Annotated in this window: 17 protein-coding genes and 4 pseudogenes; 17 read left to right on the forward strand and 4 right to left on the reverse strand. The window is 42.3% G+C overall.

The genetic code is table 11. The features are described 5' to 3' along the window. The first annotated feature begins 8 nt into the window (after positions 1 to 8). From JCM19039_RS04220 to JCM19039_RS04230, 3 genes and pseudogenes are all read left to right on the forward strand, one after another. Positions 9 to 794, forward strand: a complete 786-nt coding sequence (locus tag JCM19039_RS04220; protein ID WP_042424237.1) for an enoyl-CoA hydratase-related protein — start codon at positions 9 to 11, stop codon at positions 792 to 794. A 14-nt stretch (positions 795 to 808) separates the two neighbouring features. After that, positions 809 to 2,343 (forward strand): annotated as a pseudogene (locus JCM19039_RS04225) (acyl-CoA carboxylase subunit beta). Between the two features lie 126 nt (positions 2,344 to 2,469). Continuing rightward, complete coding sequence (locus JCM19039_RS04230; protein ID WP_042404192.1) at positions 2,470 to 2,673, forward strand: alpha/beta-type small acid-soluble spore protein; 204 nt, start codon at positions 2,470 to 2,472, stop codon at positions 2,671 to 2,673. Positions 2,674 to 2,745: 72 nt separating this feature from the next. On the opposite strand, the gene JCM19039_RS04235 is transcribed toward JCM19039_RS04230, so the two are convergent. Further along, entirely contained in the window at positions 2,746 to 2,970 is a 225-nt protein-coding gene (locus JCM19039_RS04235; protein WP_042424241.1) for a DUF5342 family protein, read from the reverse strand. A gap of 93 nt (positions 2,971 to 3,063) precedes the next feature. Here JCM19039_RS04235 and JCM19039_RS04240 point away from each other — a divergent pair, with 93 nt between their 5' ends. From JCM19039_RS04240 to JCM19039_RS04255, 3 genes are all read left to right on the forward strand, one after another. Then, positions 3,064 to 4,206, forward strand: coding sequence for a DUF445 domain-containing protein (locus JCM19039_RS04240; RefSeq protein WP_042424244.1), 1,143 nt, complete (start codon positions 3,064 to 3,066; stop codon positions 4,204 to 4,206). A gap of 92 nt (positions 4,207 to 4,298) precedes the next feature. Next, a complete protein-coding gene (locus JCM19039_RS04245; RefSeq protein ID WP_042404200.1) occupies positions 4,299 to 4,652 on the forward strand; it encodes a YlbF family regulator in 354 nt (117 codons plus the stop codon). Positions 4,653 to 6,328: 1,676 nt separating this feature from the next. Next, positions 6,329 to 7,174 carry an HAD hydrolase family protein gene (locus JCM19039_RS04255; protein WP_042424250.1) on the forward strand — a complete coding sequence of 282 codons (846 nt, stop codon included), beginning with the start codon at positions 6,329 to 6,331 and terminating at the stop codon, positions 7,172 to 7,174. A gap of 38 nt (positions 7,175 to 7,212) precedes the next feature. On the opposite strand, the gene JCM19039_RS04260 is transcribed toward JCM19039_RS04255, so the two are convergent. Then, a complete protein-coding gene (locus JCM19039_RS04260; RefSeq protein ID WP_042424254.1) occupies positions 7,213 to 7,392 on the reverse strand; it encodes a YhzD family protein in 180 nt (59 codons plus the stop codon). Between the two features lie 122 nt (positions 7,393 to 7,514). Here JCM19039_RS04260 and JCM19039_RS04265 point away from each other — a divergent pair. The 10 genes and pseudogenes from JCM19039_RS04265 to JCM19039_RS04310 all read left to right on the forward strand — a co-directional run bounded on the left by JCM19039_RS04265 (position 7,515) and on the right by JCM19039_RS04310 (position 15,937). Then, positions 7,515 to 8,407, forward strand: a pseudogene (locus tag JCM19039_RS04265) (ABC transporter ATP-binding protein). Between the two features lie 66 nt (positions 8,408 to 8,473). Beyond that, positions 8,474 to 9,700 (forward strand): ABC transporter permease, encoded by a 1,227-nt coding sequence (locus JCM19039_RS04270; RefSeq protein WP_255343627.1) that lies wholly within the window; start codon positions 8,474 to 8,476, stop codon positions 9,698 to 9,700. A 68-nt stretch (positions 9,701 to 9,768) separates the two neighbouring features. Continuing rightward, positions 9,769 to 10,038: a hypothetical protein gene (locus JCM19039_RS04275; RefSeq protein ID WP_042424257.1), complete on the forward strand. Its 270-nt coding sequence runs from the start codon at positions 9,769 to 9,771 to the stop codon at positions 10,036 to 10,038. Between the two features lie 239 nt (positions 10,039 to 10,277). After that, positions 10,278 to 10,849, forward strand: a pseudogene (locus JCM19039_RS04280) (YidC/Oxa1 family membrane protein insertase). 755 nt (positions 10,850 to 11,604) lie between these two features. Next, complete coding sequence (locus tag JCM19039_RS24180; RefSeq protein ID WP_052398504.1) at positions 11,605 to 12,033, forward strand: hypothetical protein; 429 nt, start codon at positions 11,605 to 11,607, stop codon at positions 12,031 to 12,033. A gap of 13 nt (positions 12,034 to 12,046) precedes the next feature. Continuing rightward, a complete protein-coding gene (locus JCM19039_RS24185; RefSeq protein WP_193744137.1) occupies positions 12,047 to 12,283 on the forward strand; it encodes a hypothetical protein in 237 nt (78 codons plus the stop codon). Between the two features lie 250 nt (positions 12,284 to 12,533). Then, entirely contained in the window at positions 12,534 to 13,214 is a 681-nt protein-coding gene (locus tag JCM19039_RS04295; protein WP_042424263.1) for a response regulator transcription factor, read from the forward strand. Continuing rightward, a complete protein-coding gene (locus tag JCM19039_RS04300) occupies positions 13,211 to 14,557 on the forward strand; it encodes a cell wall metabolism sensor histidine kinase WalK (protein ID WP_042424265.1) in 1,347 nt (448 codons plus the stop codon). The genes JCM19039_RS04295 and JCM19039_RS04300 overlap by 4 nt, the downstream gene beginning before the upstream one ends. A 47-nt stretch (positions 14,558 to 14,604) precedes the next feature. Further along, positions 14,605 to 15,545: pseudogene (yhaM, locus tag JCM19039_RS04305) on the forward strand (3'-5' exoribonuclease YhaM). A gap of 119 nt (positions 15,546 to 15,664) precedes the next feature. Then, on the forward strand, positions 15,665 to 15,937 hold the full coding sequence (locus tag JCM19039_RS04310) for a sporulation YhaL family protein (protein ID WP_042424268.1): 273 nt from the start codon (positions 15,665 to 15,667) through the stop codon (positions 15,935 to 15,937). A 31-nt stretch (positions 15,938 to 15,968) separates the two neighbouring features. On the opposite strand, the gene JCM19039_RS04315 is transcribed toward JCM19039_RS04310, so the two are convergent. Beyond that, on the reverse strand, positions 15,969 to 16,898 hold the full coding sequence (locus tag JCM19039_RS04315; RefSeq protein WP_042424271.1) for a peptidylprolyl isomerase: 930 nt from the start codon (positions 16,896 to 16,898) through the stop codon (positions 15,969 to 15,971). 382 nt (positions 16,899 to 17,280) lie between these two features. Between JCM19039_RS04315 and JCM19039_RS22970 the strand changes: the two genes are divergently transcribed. Then, positions 17,281 to 17,385 (forward strand): YjcZ family sporulation protein, encoded by a 105-nt coding sequence (locus tag JCM19039_RS22970; protein ID WP_081829368.1) that lies wholly within the window; start codon positions 17,281 to 17,283, stop codon positions 17,383 to 17,385. 70 nt (positions 17,386 to 17,455) lie between these two features. Here the strand turns inward: JCM19039_RS22970 and JCM19039_RS04320 are convergent, their stop codons facing one another. Beyond that, the gene (locus JCM19039_RS04320; protein ID WP_042403030.1) at positions 17,456 to 17,638 is read right to left on the reverse strand and encodes a hypothetical protein; all 183 of its coding nucleotides are present in this window, start codon (positions 17,636 to 17,638) and stop codon (positions 17,456 to 17,458) included. Between the last annotated feature and the right edge of the window lie 111 nt (positions 17,639 to 17,749).

Genomic DNA, 17,749 nt, shown 5'->3' on the forward strand with positions numbered 1-17,749 from the left:
GGAGCGTGATGAATGTGACTCTCGTTGAATGGTCCGTAAATTCAGAAGGGATTGCCTTAATTGAACTGCAGCGTGAAAAGCAGGCACACAGCCTTTCTAAAGACGTTTTGCTCGGCCTTAGTGACATTGTAGAATCGCTGAAAGCAGAACAAGACGTTCGTGCGGTTGTCCTTACATCTACGGGTGATAAGGTTTTCTGTGCAGGAGCAGACTTAAAAGAACGTGCAGGCATGTCAGAATCTGAAGTTTTGCAAGCGGTAAGGCGCATTCAGTCTGTCATTCATGAAATATCCGAAATTCCGCAACCGACGATTGCAGCGCTCACAGGTAGCGCTCTCGGTGGTGGATTAGAGTTAGCATTAGCTGCGGATATTCGCATTGGTGCTGATGAAGGCAAATACGGCCTTCCAGAGACATCACTTGCCATTATCCCTGGCGCAGGGGGAACACAACGACTCAGCAGGTTGCTTGGTTCTGGAAAAGCAAAACAATTAATATTTACCGGTGAGTTGATCAGTGGTGTAGAAGCAGAGCGGATTGGACTGCTTGAAATGACTACAGCCGTAGAGAATGTAAGGCAACATGCATTCGAACTTGCAGAAAAGATCGCTAAAAACGGACCTCTCGCTCTAAGACAAGCAAAGCGAGCCGTAGATCTCGGTCAAGAAGTCGATTTGTTAACCGGACTACAAATAGAAAGAGTGTGCTACGAGCACACCGTTCCTACAGCGGACAGAAGAGAAGGCTTACTCGCTTTTAAAGAGAAGCGTAAACCACAGTATATAGGCAAATAGCGGAGGTGCACGTAATGATTGATACAACTGGCAGCCACAAACAAATGACCGAAGACATTACGAGCGGAGGAAACGAAAAGTATCATAAAAATAATGCAGATAAAGGAAAGATGTTCGTTCGTGAGCGCCTTGAGAAGTTGCTTGATGAGGGTACGATTCACCTTGAAGACGGTAAATTTGCGAATGTGATGGCAGGAGACTTACCGGCGGATGGCGTCGTGACCGGAATGGGCGATATTGGTGGTGTGTCGGTCTGCTTTATGGCGAATGATTCTACGGTTAAGGCAGGTTCATGGGTTCGAGGACCGTTGAGAAAATTATTCGTATTCAAGAAACAGCCGAACGTCTGCAAGTCCCAATGCTTTACCTCGTTGACTCAGCAGGAGCTAGGATTACGGATCAAATTGAAATGTTCCCAGGCAGAAGAGGAGCAGGTCGAATTTTTCATAACCAAATTGCATTGTCTGGCCAAATCCCACAGATTTGTTTGCTGTTTGGACCATCAGCTGCGGGTGGTGCCTATATTCCGGCATTTTGTGATTTAGTCATTATGGTCGAGGGAAATGCGTCAATGTATCTCGGCTCCCCGCGAATGGCAGAGATGGTCATTGGTGAACGTGTAAGTCTGGAAGAGATGGGCGGCGCAAGAATGCACTGCTCGGTATCTGGCTGTGGGGATGTGCTCGCTAGCAACGAGGACGAAGCCATTGAATCCGCTAAGACATATTTGAGTTATATGCCGAAGAATTTTGCGAACAAGCCAAAAAAGATTGAAACGCAGCTACCTTCAAGTAAAGAAAAAACACTCGAAGACATTATTCCTGACAATCAAAACGCGCCTTTCGACATGTATGAACTCATTGACCATATCGCAGATGCAAACAGCTTCTATGAAGTAAAAAAACTGTTTGCTCCAGAGATTATTACGGGTTTTGTCCGGATGGACGGTGCTGTCGTTGGCATTGTTGCCAATCAGCCAAAGATGAAAGGCGGCGTATTGTTCCATGATTCTGCGGATAAAGCAGCTCGGTTTATGACGATTTGTGATGCGTATAACATCCCACTTCTATTCCTCGCAGATGTTCCAGGTTTTATGATCGGTACTCGCGTTGAAAAAGCAGGCATCATACGCCACGGGGCAAAAATGCTATCGGCAATGAGCAGTGCGACTGTACCGAGAATATCGGTCATCGTTAGAAAAGCATATGGTGCAGGTTTATATGCAATGTCAGGGCCAGCGTTTGAACCTGACTGTACTCTTGCATTACCAAGCGCTCAAATTGCTGTCATGGGTCCTGAAGCCGCTGTAAACGCTGTGTATGCGAACAAGATACAAGAGTTGCCTGAAGAAGAGCGGGCACAATTTGTTGCTACTAAGCGAAAAGAGTATCAACAAAATATTGATGTATACCGGTTGGCATCAGAAATGATCATTGATGACATTGTAGAGCCTGACTTATTACGGGGTGAGTTGATTAGCCGTTTTAAGCAATATGAACAAAAATCAGTGCAACCTCCACTGAAAAAACGAAGTGTTACACCGGTGTAAAGCCCCATTTTGGGGCTTTTTTTAGGTTAGAGATAAAACTGGATGAACTTACTAATTAAAAAGTGGGGATAGAGAAATCAAATCGAGTCAAACTATAGTTACACAGAGAGGGAGGTGAGATAAAACATGGCGAACAACAACAGTTCAAACCAACTTGTCGTACCTGGTGTACAACAAGCACTAGACCAAATGAAGTATGAAATCGCTTCTGAGTTCGGTGTTCAACTTGGACCAGACTCAACAGCACGCTCTAACGGTTCAGTTGGAGGGGAAATCACAAAACGCTTAGTTCAAATGGCTGAGCAACAAATGGGTGGCTATCAAAAATAACCATCAATGATCATCTAACTAAATACAGATGGCTTGAAAAGGCAGCTTTATGCTGCCTTTTCGTATATCATCTTATTGGAAATTTGGATTGTGTTCTTCAAACTCATGATAAAGCATAAGATCATGAACATGTGCTTCTACTTGTTTTATGTCTTCCTTCGGTGCATGCAACCACTTCACTTGACCTTCACCTGAATAGGTTCCTTCACAATGAACACCTTTATAAAAGAAAGAGAATTTCCATTCTTTTGCTACCCAATTATTCTTAATTGTTTCATATTGAAAATGACTAAACATTCTGATGCTCCTTTCTCACAGTTGTCATGAATTTATGGTATCATGACTAGCGAAAAGAATCTAAAACTGTCGTTTTTCAAAGGAGACGTTTGTGTGAATGCCATCCTGATCATCTTGATTTCGATGCTTATTGCCGGTGTTATTGGCTTATTTACGAATATTATTGCGATTGGCATGTTATTTCGTCCTTACGGTGCGAGGTACATAGGGAAAAAGAAGTTACCATTGACTCCAGGGCTAATCCCGAAACGACAAGCAGACATTGCAAATCATTTAGGGAAAACGGTCATGAATCATCTGTTAACCGCTGAAGGGATTGAAGAGAAGCTTACAAACCCAGAGTTTCAAAAACAGATGAAAGGGTGGATGAAAAAAGGTGTTACAGAGTGGGTCCACACCGAAGAACGATCATTGGCAGACATTGTTAAAAGCTATGATCCCACCATTGATATAGAAAAAAAACTTCGTTATCAGCTTGAAAGAAGACTCGACCATAAATTTGATGAATGGCTTTTGGAAATTGAACAACAACCACTTGCTCATCTTGTACCAGAAGAATTGATGAAAAGAACGACAGAAAAACTACCTGAAGTGAACGAATGGGTTTTCCAACGAATTGAAACGTATTTGCATTCTCATGAAGGACGAGAACAGATGCAAAATATTGTGAGACGTTTTCTAGAAAGACAAGGTTCACTTGTCCAAATGCTCGGATCTTTTGTTAAAACGGACCGAATCATTGAAAAGGTTTATCCTGAGATTGTTAAAGCAATCACTTCAGAAGATATGAGAGTGTGGGTAAATCAAAAAGTACAATCAGAGTTCGAAGACATGCTAAACGAGCCTTTCAATCGTTACGTGTCTAAAGAACAAGCCCATGGGCTGAAATCAGATCTCACTGCTTATGTGTTTGAAAGATTTTCTATTGAAAAATATACAAATCGCCCGATTTACGAGTGGGGAGCTCACGTCAACGAAGAGATCATTGACCGAATCGTTGATGCTGCAGTAAGTCGCTCAAGCCGATTGATTCAAATAAAGTTACCTGAATTTTTAAAGCTCCTCAATTTACAAGAAGTTGTGGCTGACCAGATTAACCGTTTTTCAGTGCAGCAATTGGAGGGGATCGTGCTCTCAATTGCCAATCGCGAACTACGTCTTATCAAATATTTAGGCGGGGTTTTAGGAGCGATCATCGGTTTCGTTCAAGGATTGATATTGCTCATGTTCATCTAATTATGCCGTTTCCCTTTCATTCGATGGAAAAGGTATGGTATCCTCGTGAAGATGCTTGATCGTTAAGCGATCAAAATTAGGGAGGTCATCAAGTGAGCAACTTACAAGATAAAGCGAAAGAACTAGCCAATGCAATTGCTGAAAGTGAAGAATTTAAAGCATTAGAGCGTCTCCATCAAGAAGTAGAGAGCGATGAAGTTGCGAACCGTATGCTAACAAACTTCCGTGAAATTCAACTCACTCTTCAAGAAAAGCAAATGCAAGGTGAGCAGCCAACAGAAGAAGAAATTATGCAAGCACAAAAGCAATTTGAAATGGTTCAGCAACATGAGAAAATCTCTGAGTTGATGGAACAAGAGCAACAAATGAGCAATGTGATTGGACAAGTAAACCAAACAATTACAGAACCTCTAGAAAAACTATACGGTACTCCAGAAAGTGAATAATACAAAAAAAACCGAGCTTGGTGTTTAGCACCAACTCGGTTTTTTTGTCTTCATGCTGCTAAGTGAACTGCACAACGAGCATTCGTCATTCTATGATGCAATTTTTTTCTACAATACACCCCATAAACTACCGGAGATCATTTTATAGAAGTTTCATTGGTAAAGTTTCGCTCTGTGTGTGAGCGGAATATCTATGTGGGGATATCATCGACTTAGACTCAATCGTCGGTGTTGAATCGCATCGTAAACGTGTTCACGTGGGCATTTTCCTTTTCTATGTGGGGATTTGAGCAAGGAAAGGCACAAATATTCATGGAAATTCTCACATAGGCGCTTTTATGCGGGGATCTCCACGTAGAACAAGTGGCACAGAGTTATCTGTATATCCATTTCACCTTGCTTGTGAACGATCTTACGACTTGCGAAATATCGTCGCGTTCATTCTTCCGCAAGCGTCACCGATTTTCGTTCTATTTAACGGTATTGAATAGTTGATGTTATTGAACTTTACATTTTCCTAATTGCACAGTTGGGTTGGAGGGATAGCGCGGTGCTGGTTGCCATTTTTGTGCGCGAGTTTGTTTCAACTGGAGAGCAAATTCCATGCTGAAGTGCCAAATCTGACTCGGTTCGGCGCGGCTCGCGCCGACTGGATGCTAGATTTTTGGCTTGGAAATGAAAAGAATGGTTCTCTGAATCCGTTGCCGCAGGGGATAGCGGCACATGCGGGCAAGACGAACGACGGTTCTGCGAGCGAGTTTCCCCCATCTGCGCGCAAGTTTGCCTATTTTAACAATTTTTGCGCTCATTCCGCTAAACTCCTGCGCAGTTTGTTCCAACTGGAGCGCAGATTCCAGGCTGAAGTGCCAACGACACGCGGTTCGTCGCGATCCGCGCCGACGTCTTGTGGGTACTTCGGGGCGGGGATGTACACATGACCTTGTGATCTGTTACCGAGTTTGCTCATTCTGTTACCTAGTTTAGGAGAATTTATCGCTTTTCCTGCGATTTTCCTCAACTTGAGAACAGTTCTGTCGCAACTGGAGCACAGTTTTCACTTTCCCCAGCTTACCAATGGTTCTTGAAGAAATTCTTTAGTTCAACCCATATTATCCATATAAACTTCATGAGCTATCAACCATCGGCACCCGAGGTGCCGAAGAAATACCGAACGGTTCTCCGCATGATTCGTGCTAATGGATTGTTAACCTTTGTGACTGAAAAAGTGGAGACATTTCTTACGCCAAGCGTAAGGGGAGCGGGGTTAATGCAGTTAAAACCATAGGAACCAATGAATTTCTTTAGAGCAACTTATGTAGATGAGCTTCATTCGAATACACAGGCGGTCACCGGCAGAAATAAGTTCACATTTTTCCATAAATGCAGCGCATAGTTGCAGAAAATATCAATGACTACTTCTAGTGCGAAACGATCGATCTTCGCTAGTAATTTAGCGGTGCACGAGCCGTCTCTTCAAAATGTTTAGGGGGATTCATTAATCCAACCTATAGAAAATTCTGTCTAATTTGCATTCGTATCGGCGGCTTTTATGTGTTAGGACTGGGAAACTCACGTGATTATTTATGGATGAATTGCAATTCGGACGTGTTCTAATTTCCTTTCGTCCCACATATTGTGTAGCAATGGAAACGGTACGAAGAGGAGGCAAAAATCGAATGAATTATCGGATGCTCGTATTATCAGTGGATGGGTCTGTTTTAAAGGACAATGGCCGAATTTCTAAATCAACGAAGGAAGCCATTGAGTTTGTGCAAGATAAAGGGGTATACGTTACGTTGTGTACAAATCGTACACATCAACAAGCTGAGCGGTTGGCTAAATTGCTCAAAATCAATCATGAGTATATCTCTTATGGTGGGGGAATGATTGCGGGAAGAGCAGATAAACCGTTGCATGTAGAGAGAATGCCTGTTGAGATGGCAAGGGATTTAGCAGAAGAACTTGAACGATTCTCGTGTCAATTTGTTGTCGAGCACGAAAACTTTGAGCTGACGAATCGCCAGCAACAACCACAAAATTTCTTAGGGAAAATGACGGTTAGTTTAAGTGAATCAATCTTCTCGCAAACCGTCGTTGATCATATGGGCGACCACCTTGATTTGCATCGCATTGAGCCGTTGCGAATGAAGATACAGTTCGAATCAGATGATCAATTGGAGATTGCATCTAATCATCTGTTAGAAAAAGTACCTGGCATTCAAATCTTGGAAATGGGTAAAGATCACAGCGTCCATATTATGAAGAAAGAAACGAACAAACGAGAAGCGGTATTATTCTTAGCGCATGAACTTGGAGTAAGACCAGAAGAAATTGTTGCAACAGGTGTTAAACAGGGTGATGAAGGGTTATTGTCTTCGGTTGGCATTGGGGTAGCGATGGGGCAGGCACCAATGAGCGTTCAGCAAGCAGGGAACTGGACGACACGCTCAGCCGAACAAAATGGACTCGCCTATATGATTAAGGAAGTGTTCAGAAAGCAGATGAAGGTGAGCTTATATTAAAATCGTCCGGTTGGTGAATTCACCAACCGGATTTTTCTTTAACGATAGAATAATAATAATTTGCCAGCTCGAACGAGGCGATGTGTCGTTTCTAAATAATGGTTCTCTGCGAGCATGCTCTTGCCATGAGAGATGGCTTCTTCGTCGCTTTCAAAAACGAATGATTCATTTAACAATAATTCACCGGATTTGTTGAAGACTGTAAGTGCATAGTTCATAAGAATACCACCTTCGTTATTTTGTCAAAATTATACCATATGTCAGAAAAGCGTGCAGAAACTTGTTCTTCATAGAAGGAATTGCTATAGTACAGAAACGAACATATAAAGAAGGTGAGCTTGTGTCTCTTCAGATCCAACAAGTGACGAAACAATTCGGATCAAAAACCGCTTTACATAATATATCTTTTACGATTGGACGTGGAGAAATGTTCGGTCTTCTTGGCAGTAATGGTGCAGGAAAGACGACGACATTTCGATTAATCATTGGGTTACTTAAGGCAAGTGATGGTGAGGTGCGATGGGACGGTCGACCAGTGTCTCGAATGTCTCCAAGAACGATAGGATATCTCCCAGAGGAGCGGGGTTATACCCGAAATTAAAGGTGATGGAACAGCTCATCTATTTAGGCAGGCTTCGTGGCATGACAAAGCAAGAAGTTCAAGTAGAAGCATCGAAATGGTTGTCACGCTTTCAAGCTGAACAGTACAAAAACATAAAAATTGAACAATTATCAAAAGGCAATCAGCAAAAAATACAATTTGTTGCGGCAGTCATGCACCAACCGGAATTGTTAATCTTAGATGAACCTTTCAGTGGACTAGATCCTATTAACATGAATACATTAAAAGCAGCAGTTCTTGACTTGCAAAAAGACGGGACCACGATTGTTTTTTCTAGTCATCAAATGAATCAAGTGGAGTCCCTTTGTGAGAACCTTTCCATCTTAAAGGATGGTGAGCAAGTCGTAAACGGTAGGTTAAGTGAAGTGAAGGCCAATTACAAAAACCGTAAACTTCGTGTTCGGTGTGATTTTGATATTCGTGCATTAGAAAATTTCTCAGGGGTTATTGGAATATCGGGCAGCACTGAGGAAAAAGTGATTGAGATCACATCAAGAGACATGGTACCTATCATCTTTGATTGGTTACAGGGGCGTGGGGTCGTTACGTTATTTGAATTAGAGGAACCTACTTTGCATGACATTTTTGTTGATAAAGCAGGTGGCCGATGATGCGAAATTTATGGCTTGTGTTGTCTCATACCTATTGGACAAAGGTAAAATCCAAGACTTTTTTTTATTACGACTTTTTTGATGGCTATTTTTATGATTACGATCTTGAATATGAATACCTTGATGAGTTATTTTGACGATGCCCCTGAGGAGCGGTCATTTGCGGTTGGCGTTGTTGATGAGACAGAATCGCTTGCCCAATCAATGCGGGACGTATTGGATCTCCAAGAAACGAACATACAAATCTTCGATGTAGAACTTGGGGAAGAATCTCCGACATTAGATGATATTGAAGATGCAGGGTATGATGCTTTTCTAGAACTGCATTGGGACGAGCCGTCCGAAGAGTTGACGGCTTCTTACTATGCAGCTTCGGTTAACAGCACTTATTTGCCTGCACAGTTAGAATCAACACTTCAAAGTATCATTGAAGAAAGACGTATGGAAGCGCTTGACATTTCAAGAGAAGAGTTGGAGGCAATCTATGCAGATGTAGAACTAACACAGACGGCGCTTGATGATACATCCAGATCAGAAGCGGAACTTGACCAAGCAAGGTTCTTCGTTTACATTTTGCTATTTGTGATCTACTTTACCGTATTATTTTTAGGGAACATGATTGCTTCAGAAGTAGCTGCAGAGAAATCATCACGCGTGATGGAAATTCTCATATCTAGTGTTACGCCAATTCAACAGATGTTCGGGAAAATTCTAGGGGTAGGATTAGTCGGGTTGAGCCAATATGCGATTTTGTTTATGGCAATGCTTTTAACGGCTAGTGCAGACCTGCTGTTTAATGGAGCTCCGAGTGATTTGCCTTCTGAGCCGCTGAATGTACCTGAATTTACGAGTGACACCTTGTTTTCTTTCGACCTCTTTTTGCTCGCTCTGTTGTTTTTTGTACTCGGCTATTTTCTATATGCAACGTTAGCAGCGATGCTCGGTTCAGTCGTTACAAGAGTTGAGGACGTGGGTTTGGCTGTTGGCCCATTGAATTTTCTCGTCATTCTTGCGCTTTTAATCTCAATGTTTAGTTTGAGTAATCCGTCTGCGACGATTGCCGTGGTTACATCATACATCCCGTTTTTTACACCGATGATTATGTTTTTGCGTGTCGGAATGGGAGAAGCGGGGATGTGGGAACTGATTGTATCTGTCGTCATTATGGTGGCGACGATCGTTCTTTTAGCTATGTTTGCTGCAAAGGTGTACCGCGGAGGTGTGCTTCAATATTCACAAGGCAAATTGATTCAGATGTTCAAAAATGCCATACAAAATTCTAAATCCAATTAATGGACGAATTAGGTTTTTGGCATAAACTTTGATATACTTTAAAGGCATATGAAAAGGGGGCGCTGCCCATGATTGAATTACTGTCAGATGCCCATTGGTTCTCGTATATGGTATTGTTTTCGCAGTTTGCCCTTTTAGGCATTCAAATCCATTTGATGATGGAGTTGAATGTAAGTTGGATGGGACGCAAACTGGAGCAACGCACGCGTGAATATGAGCGATATCAAATGTGTATCAATTTACCCATTCGCCTAGATTCTACGCGAATTCGTAAAGTACCTTCGCTCGATGACCATTATGCAGCTGATGATGATGAACAACCATCTCCACTCGTTTGAATCTGTCGAATTCAAAACGAGGAGGAGTAACGTTAATGAAAAACAAATCCATTGTATTACTCATAATAGCACTTATGGTCGTGTTGCTTTCAGCATGTGGGGTTGACCAAGCACCAATTACTTCAGAAAGTGAAGGCATCTGGAATCACTTCTTTGTCTTTCCGCTTTCATGGTTGATCATTCAGATTGCTGGCATTTTAAATGGAAGTTACGGCTTATCTATTGTCGTAATGACGATTATGATCCGCCTTCTTATTTTGCCGCTGTTTCTGAAGCAGCAAAAGAGTAGTAAAGCAATGCAACAACTAAGGCCAGAGCTTGAAGAGTTGAGGGGCAAATATGACCCCAAAAACCCCGACGATCAAAAGAAGATGCAACAAGATATGATCTCGCTTTATCAAAAGAGCGGTGTGAACCTGCGGCGGGATGTTTACCAGTCGTGATTCAGATGCCGATTCTGATGGCATTTTACTTCGCGATTATACGTACCGAGCAAATTGCAACACATAGTTTCCTGTGGATGAATTTAGGTGAACCTGACCCGTATATGATTATGCCAGTGGTTGCAGGTTTGCTCATGCTTGGACAAGTGCAATTAAGCAGCCGACAAATGCCTGCTGAAATGGCCGCTCAAATGAAGATGATTCAATACATCATGCCTGTGATGATTGTATTCATTGGTTTTGCATTACCTTCAGCCCTTTCGCTATACTGGGCGACAGGCAGTTTGTTTATGATTGTTCAAAGCTTCTTAATCCAAACAAGAGAAAAGAAAAAAGAAATCAATCAAGATGTTGTACCAGAGAGGTAATTAAATAAACTCTTATAGAGCCTTGAAGCGGTTGTGCACACCGCTTTAAGGCTTCTTTGAGTGAATGAACCAGTTGTTCACTCTAATTAGCGAGGTAAATGGGTACGTTTGATAGCATTGCTCCTAAGGTAGGCATGTTTGGAGAAGCAGAAGACTTTGCTGCGTGAGTGACGACGTTGAATGAATTTGTACAGCATTTACAAACAGAATCGTCGATTTTTTCATCTATATAAGTTGAACTAAAGAATATCACGCAATTATAGACCACCTTGTTCTCCACAAAACCTGTTACTCAAACTTAAAAAATGATTGAGAGAATGAAGAAGGCTTTAGAAGTAGACGATCGTTCATTTTCTGCAAACGCTCAATCTGTTTCCATTAACGTCTGTTTGGAAGCAGACGTTAATGGATTGGAAACAAAATGAAGTCAAAACGGCATCGGTGGGTAATTCTGTTTCCAATCCAAGCTCTTTGGAAGCAAAAAACCTTTTCAGCGACTTCCAACGTCGATGGGAAACCTCGACAGGTTCCCCGACTTTGGAAAGATGGTGGGAATCAAGTACCAACAGTTCAAATCAAGAAAATCTCATGCCCACACTATATAGTCGGCAAATATATGTTTACGACACCGAAGCGGACAACTTTGACAAACGAGTTGATCTTTACACCTAGTCTTCATGATTACGTGCTTTCTTCATGCACCAACTTCTGTAGTAATGAATACGCTGTTGGGTAGAAGGAGGTAGGCATTTATCATGAAGGATATGAAACAAAAATACGATCATTGCCTGCAGCATGTCGGGCATAATGTGCAAGCTCAAATGGCGGATAACCAAGTGTTTATGGGATTGTTAGAAAGTGTCGATGAAGAACATGTGTATTTGCTCGTACAAGATCATTCAGACAATGTCGACCATGACGGTATGAGCGGGTACTATGGAAGCCACCACCATCATGGAGGTCATCACGGCCATCACCAAGGCCACAACCATCACGGAGGTCACCACGGTCATCATCAAGCCACGACCATCATGGAGGCCACCACGGTCATCATCAAGCCACGACCATCATGGAGGTCACCACGGTCATCACCAAGGCCACGACCATCACGGGGGCCATCATGGCCAAGAATATCACGGTCAACACCAAGGAAACCACCACCATCATTCGGGCCAAACTTATAGCCATGGGCAAGGTATGCAGCACATGCCACAACAAGGGTATGGTCAGCAGCCTTACCCAAGTGCTGAACAGATGAATGGATGGCACGAGCAAAACGGCATGCGCTCACAGGCGCAGGAGAGAATTTTTGGCGGGTACGGCCCAGGGTTTGGATATGGCCCAGGCCCATATTATGGTGGCTATGGAGGCGGACGTTTTAGAAGAATTGCGCTTCCGTTAGCTGGTTTAGCAGCACTTTCCCTACTTTTTTAACGTAGGGAGGAGAAAAGGAACCCTCGGGATGTAGTCGAGGGTTCCTTGTTTCGTTTTTATACACCGGTGGTAGAGGCAATTTGTTTTTGCAGGAAGGATGACGGATCAAACTACACCTATCCAGAACCAGTTCTTTCTTGTGTTTGTGCTCCTTACAGGTGATAATAATGAGTAAGCATACGACGCTTGGCTTTTCTGATAAACATTGATACGATTAAACCAAATTATGTACAGAAATAGGTGGGAATTCATGAGTTACACAATCTTTCTCGTAGAAGATGAAAAAAATCTATCTGAAGCTTTAAAAGCATACATGGAACGTGAAGGTTGGACGGTTCAATTATTTCATGATGGGGACGCTGCTAGTGAAGCTGTTGTGGAGACTCCTCACCTTTGGGTACTTGATATTATGCTCCCAGGCACAGACGGATACCAGATTTTAAAAAGTATTCGTGAGCACCAAGGAGATATTCCAGTCATTTTTATTAGTGCAAGAGATCAAGATTTAGATCGAGTGCTCGGTTTAGAAATGGGTAGTGACGATTACATATCTAAACCTTTCCTTCCCCAAGAGCTCATTATCCGAGCGAAGAAATTGTTAACACGAACATACGGATCAGAAACAGAAGAAACGAAAAAAATTGATCTAAATGATTATACGATTGATCCACAAGCCCGGACCGTTATTGATGAACATGATCCGGATGCGCCAGTGGACTTGACGACGAAAGAGATGGACTTGATTTTACTGCTTACTGAACAAGTAGGAAAGGCTTTGTCTCGGGAAGATATTATTGAAGAAGTATGGGGGGAGAACTATTTCGGCTCTGAACGTGCGGTCGATGATGTTGTACGTCGCGTAAGAAAGAAAATGCCCCGCATTCATCTAGAAACTTTGTATGGTTTTGGTTATAGGATTCTCTCGTCATGATCCGCATGAATTTGACGAGAAGAATATGGCTATCGTTTTCAGCTTTATTAATTCTCGTAGCCCTTTCAATGGCGATCATCTACCCGATGTACATTCAAGGAACGCTCACCGAAGAAACGTATCGTATTATTGAACAGGCACAAAATCGCCAGGTGAATCCTTTTAGTGATCAATTTACACCTGACTTTGATGATGAAAGTGCAATTATTGATCCGGCAATGAGAGAAACCGGGCATCTAACTGTTATTGATCGTGTAATTTCTGCAAGGCAGATGAGTGTTCCTCCAGGAGCAGCCATTGATGTGATGATGGAGGAAGCAGAAGCCCAAGAGGCAGAAACGGCCCGTTATGAGCTTGTGTACGAAGGTAGGACACTCTTTTATGTCATTCAACAATACCAATCTTCGGATGAGGAAGCGTATCTGATTTCTTTCATGTGGGATTCTTACCGGGATACATTATTAAATAGCTTATGGGGCAATTTCATTTACTTACTCATTCTCACGACGGCGTTCACGCTATTGCCAGCCATTTGGTTGACCCGGTATTTGCGCAAACCACTTCGATTACTTGGCTCACACTTTGAACAAATTGCAAAGAGAAATTGGAAAGAACCGTTCCATTGGAAAGGTGACGAGGATTTCCAGAAGTTATCTGACCAATTCGAGCTTATGCGCCAGAATTTAATTCGCCATGACCGATCACAGAAGACGTTCATCCAACATGCTTCGCACGAATTAAAAACACCCATCATGGTCGTGAAAACGTACGCACAATCTGTAAAAGATGGGGTTATGCCTAAAGACACGGTGGAAGAATCGATGGATGTGATTTTGCAAGAAGCCAATCGCATGGACAAACGTGTAAAAGATATGCTTTATTTCACAAAGCTTGGGGCGATGAAAAAAGAAACGATTAACCGAGAGAAAATTGTTTTTGGTGAGCTGGCGTATCGTTTAGAAGAGCGGTATCGATTGCAAAGAACAGAATTAAACTTCATCGTCCAAGGTGCAGATGTTACGTTTTATGGTGACTTGGAACAATTGCAAATCTTACTCGAAAATCTCATCGAAAATGCGATGCGTTATGCTGAGCAGAACATTTGGATACGCGCGGAGAATGGCGTTCATGAAGTCACGCTCTTAGTAGAGAATGATGGAGAAGCTATACCTGAAGAAGACGTACATGCGATTTTTGACCCATTCCGCAAGGGGAACAAAGGCCAGTATGGTCTCGGGCTTGCGATCGTTAAGCAAATCGTCGAGCTTCATCATGGACAGCACCATGTGGAAAATAAAGATCATAAAGTGTCATTCCAGATGAGAATTCCACACAAAAAATAAGGGAGGAGGCAGCAGGGGGAGATTTCATCCCCTTGTACACCTATAATATGCAAGGAATACATTACGCAAAAGTAGGCGAAAAAATTGAACGTTATATGCTCATCCGTCAATCGGTGCGAGGAATTGCAAGTAATGGAAAACCATTTCTAACGTTACGTCTATCCGATGATAGCGGGGAAATTGAATCCAAACTTTGGGGAGTGAGCCTGATGATGAGCAAAAGTATATAGGTAAGACGGTTGTGTACGTGCAAGGAGAGGTATTTGACTACCGGGGACGATTGCAGCTAAAGATTGCAGGTATTCGAACGACGAACGAGAACGATCAAGTTCGAATGGAGGACCTCGTTCAAAGTGCTCCTGAGTCGAAGCACGACATGTTAGAGTGGATCAATCAATACATTTTTGATATTCAGAATGCCAATGTGCAACGAATTACGCGGCACTTATTCAAAAAGCATCAAGAAGAATATATGGTGTCTCCGGCTGCGACTAGAAACCATCATGAATTTATGTCAGGTCTTGCTTACCATGTTGTTAGCATGTTGGAGTTGGGAAAAGCAATTGCGAAACAGTATCCTTCGTTAAGTACGGATCTGCTCTATTCTGGTATTATACTCCATGACCTAGGAAAAGTAAGAGAATTATCTGGGCCAATTGATACAGAATATACGACAGAAGGAAAGTTAATTGGTCATATTTCAATTATCGCTGCTGAAATCCGTCAGGCCGCAAACGAACTCGGCATTGATGGGGAAGAAGTGATGCTTCTTGAGCATATCGTGCTTAGTCATCACGGCAAGGGAGAGTGGGGAAGTCCTAAAGCTCCTCTCGTTAGAGAAGCTGAAGTGATACACTATATCGATAATATTGACGCAAAAATGAACATGATGGATAGAGCCCTCGCAAAAACAGAACCTGGTGGCTTTAGCGAACGTGTCATGCCGCTAGAGAATCGAACATTCTATAAGCCTCATTCCTTTTCATAAAGAAAGACCGAAAATGACCATTCATTTTCGGTCTTTCTTTATGGATTGAACAAGCATAACTGCTCGGTTACTGACATAGAGTTTACTAGTAAAGGTGGACAAGAGTAAGGGGTGGCAAAATGGAAAGACGTTCAAAACGAATGTTAATTACACTGGCTGTATTGTTTGTTGTACTAGCAATTGTTCAACGATTTACAGCAGATACAGCAGTTACGGCGTTGCCATGGTGGGTATTCGTGCTGATCTTTGCAACGATTGCTTCGGGGTATATGTGGATAAAGGCAGTTGCAGAAAACCGTAAAGAGCAGGCAGAGTGGATTGAGCAAGAAGGCAGAGTGTACATTCGAAGGATGGAAAATGAACGGCGTGAACGAATGAATCAAGACGCATAAAACCCGGCGGGAGTCCGCCGGGTTTCTCTACTTATTCCATCGGTTCTGGAAGTTGGAACCAATCTTCATATTGACTCTCATTGATGTTAATGTCAGCTTCCTCCATTAACTCTTGAATGACTTCATTAGATGGTCTCGCTTGTTCTTCCATCAGTCGCATTTCAATCTCTTCTTGAACATCTTCAAATGAGTCATTGCGGTCGAGTACTTCAATGATATGGTACCCATAATCAGCGCTGGACTCAACGGGGTCACTCACTTCACCAACTTCTAAATCAAAAGCGGTCTCAGAAAAGTTCTCTTCCATTACACCTTCTCGAGGGAAGAAACCAACGTTACCGCCAGCTGGAATGCTGTTTGTATCTTGAGAGTACTCCTCAACAGCATCTTCAAAAGACATGCCGTCTTCTAGTTCTTGTTGTACCTCTAGTGCAGTTTCTTCATCTTCTAAGAGGATATGACGGGCTTCAACCTCAATGAGTTGGTCTTCGTTTTCTTCGTAGTAGGCTTGCATGTCCTCTTCACTAATATCGACATCTTGGTAACGCAATTCATCAATAACGACTTGAGGAACGATAAAGTCATCGACGAGTTGATCGACAGTGCTTACAGGTACTTGTTGCATTTGTAACATTTGCAAAAGCTCCTCGTCGGATTCTACGCCAAATTGCTCTTTAACATCGTCCATTTCACTTTGAATTTCTTCTTCACCGATTCCGAGGTCGTCAGCCGCTTGATCAAACACGTAGCTCTGAATCATTTGATTAAACGCCATTTCTCCATATTCATTCTTCATGTAATCTACAAATTCGCCTTCAGTAATGCTCACATCATTTACCGTAGCAACTTCATTGCCTTCGTCAACCGAAGCTGCAGAATCATTTTCGTCAGTCTCATCGTCATTACAAGCAGCAAGGACTAATGTAAGACTAAGTGCAAGAATTATGTGTTTTTTATTCAAATCATACACTCCCTAAATAAAAATTCAATCATACACTAAAGTAAATCACGTTGTCTTTTAAAGCTGCCCCCCGGCAGAAAAAAACCTTTTCATCAATGGTCATGCTTTTGCACGCATACTGACAGTATAATCCATCGAGACAACCATTACTATAACACAAAGAAGAAGAAGAAAAAATGCTTTTCTAGGTATAACGCCCAAACGTCTACACCATGAGCTACATAGTATAGCTTAGGAATGGGAGAGGGGGCGATGCCACATGCGAACAGTTAAGAAGCAGCAGTGGTTTCGCACTTGCCAGTGTCCTGTTCATCTCAATACGAATCATAGGTGCTAACATTTGGCCTAAGATTGAATAAATATCAGAAGGGGAGATATGATCATGAGTTACGGTGGATACGGTTATGGCGGAGGTTTCGCATTAGTTGTCGTGCTTTTCATCCTTCTTATCATCATCGGTGCATCTTGGGGTGGATACGGTTACTAATCCGTAATCGAAATAAAGAAGGATGGGCAAAAATGCCCATCCTTTTTTGTGTTCATTCATTGGCGTTTGTTTAGACGACCACTAGTCTGACATACGTTGACGTTAACAGAATAATGATTAAGATGTTGATCGTCGTAAAGATGCTCGGTACTTTTTCTTCAGCGATTTCTTTTTGGACAACCATTGTATTTGTCATTGAATTAATAATGAGTAGATATGTTGCTGCGAATAACATGAATAAAAACATTTCCATCCCGAGACCTCCAAACACTCTTCTGTTTTTAACTGTATCAAAAAAAGTATCAAAATGATAGCAATACATCCTACTCACGTGCAAGAGTATGTTAGAATCTGTGTAATAGAT

The organism is Geomicrobium sp. JCM 19039 (assembly GCF_000698145.1).
GTDB lineage: Bacteria > Bacillota > Bacilli > Bacillales > Marinococcaceae > Geomicrobium_A.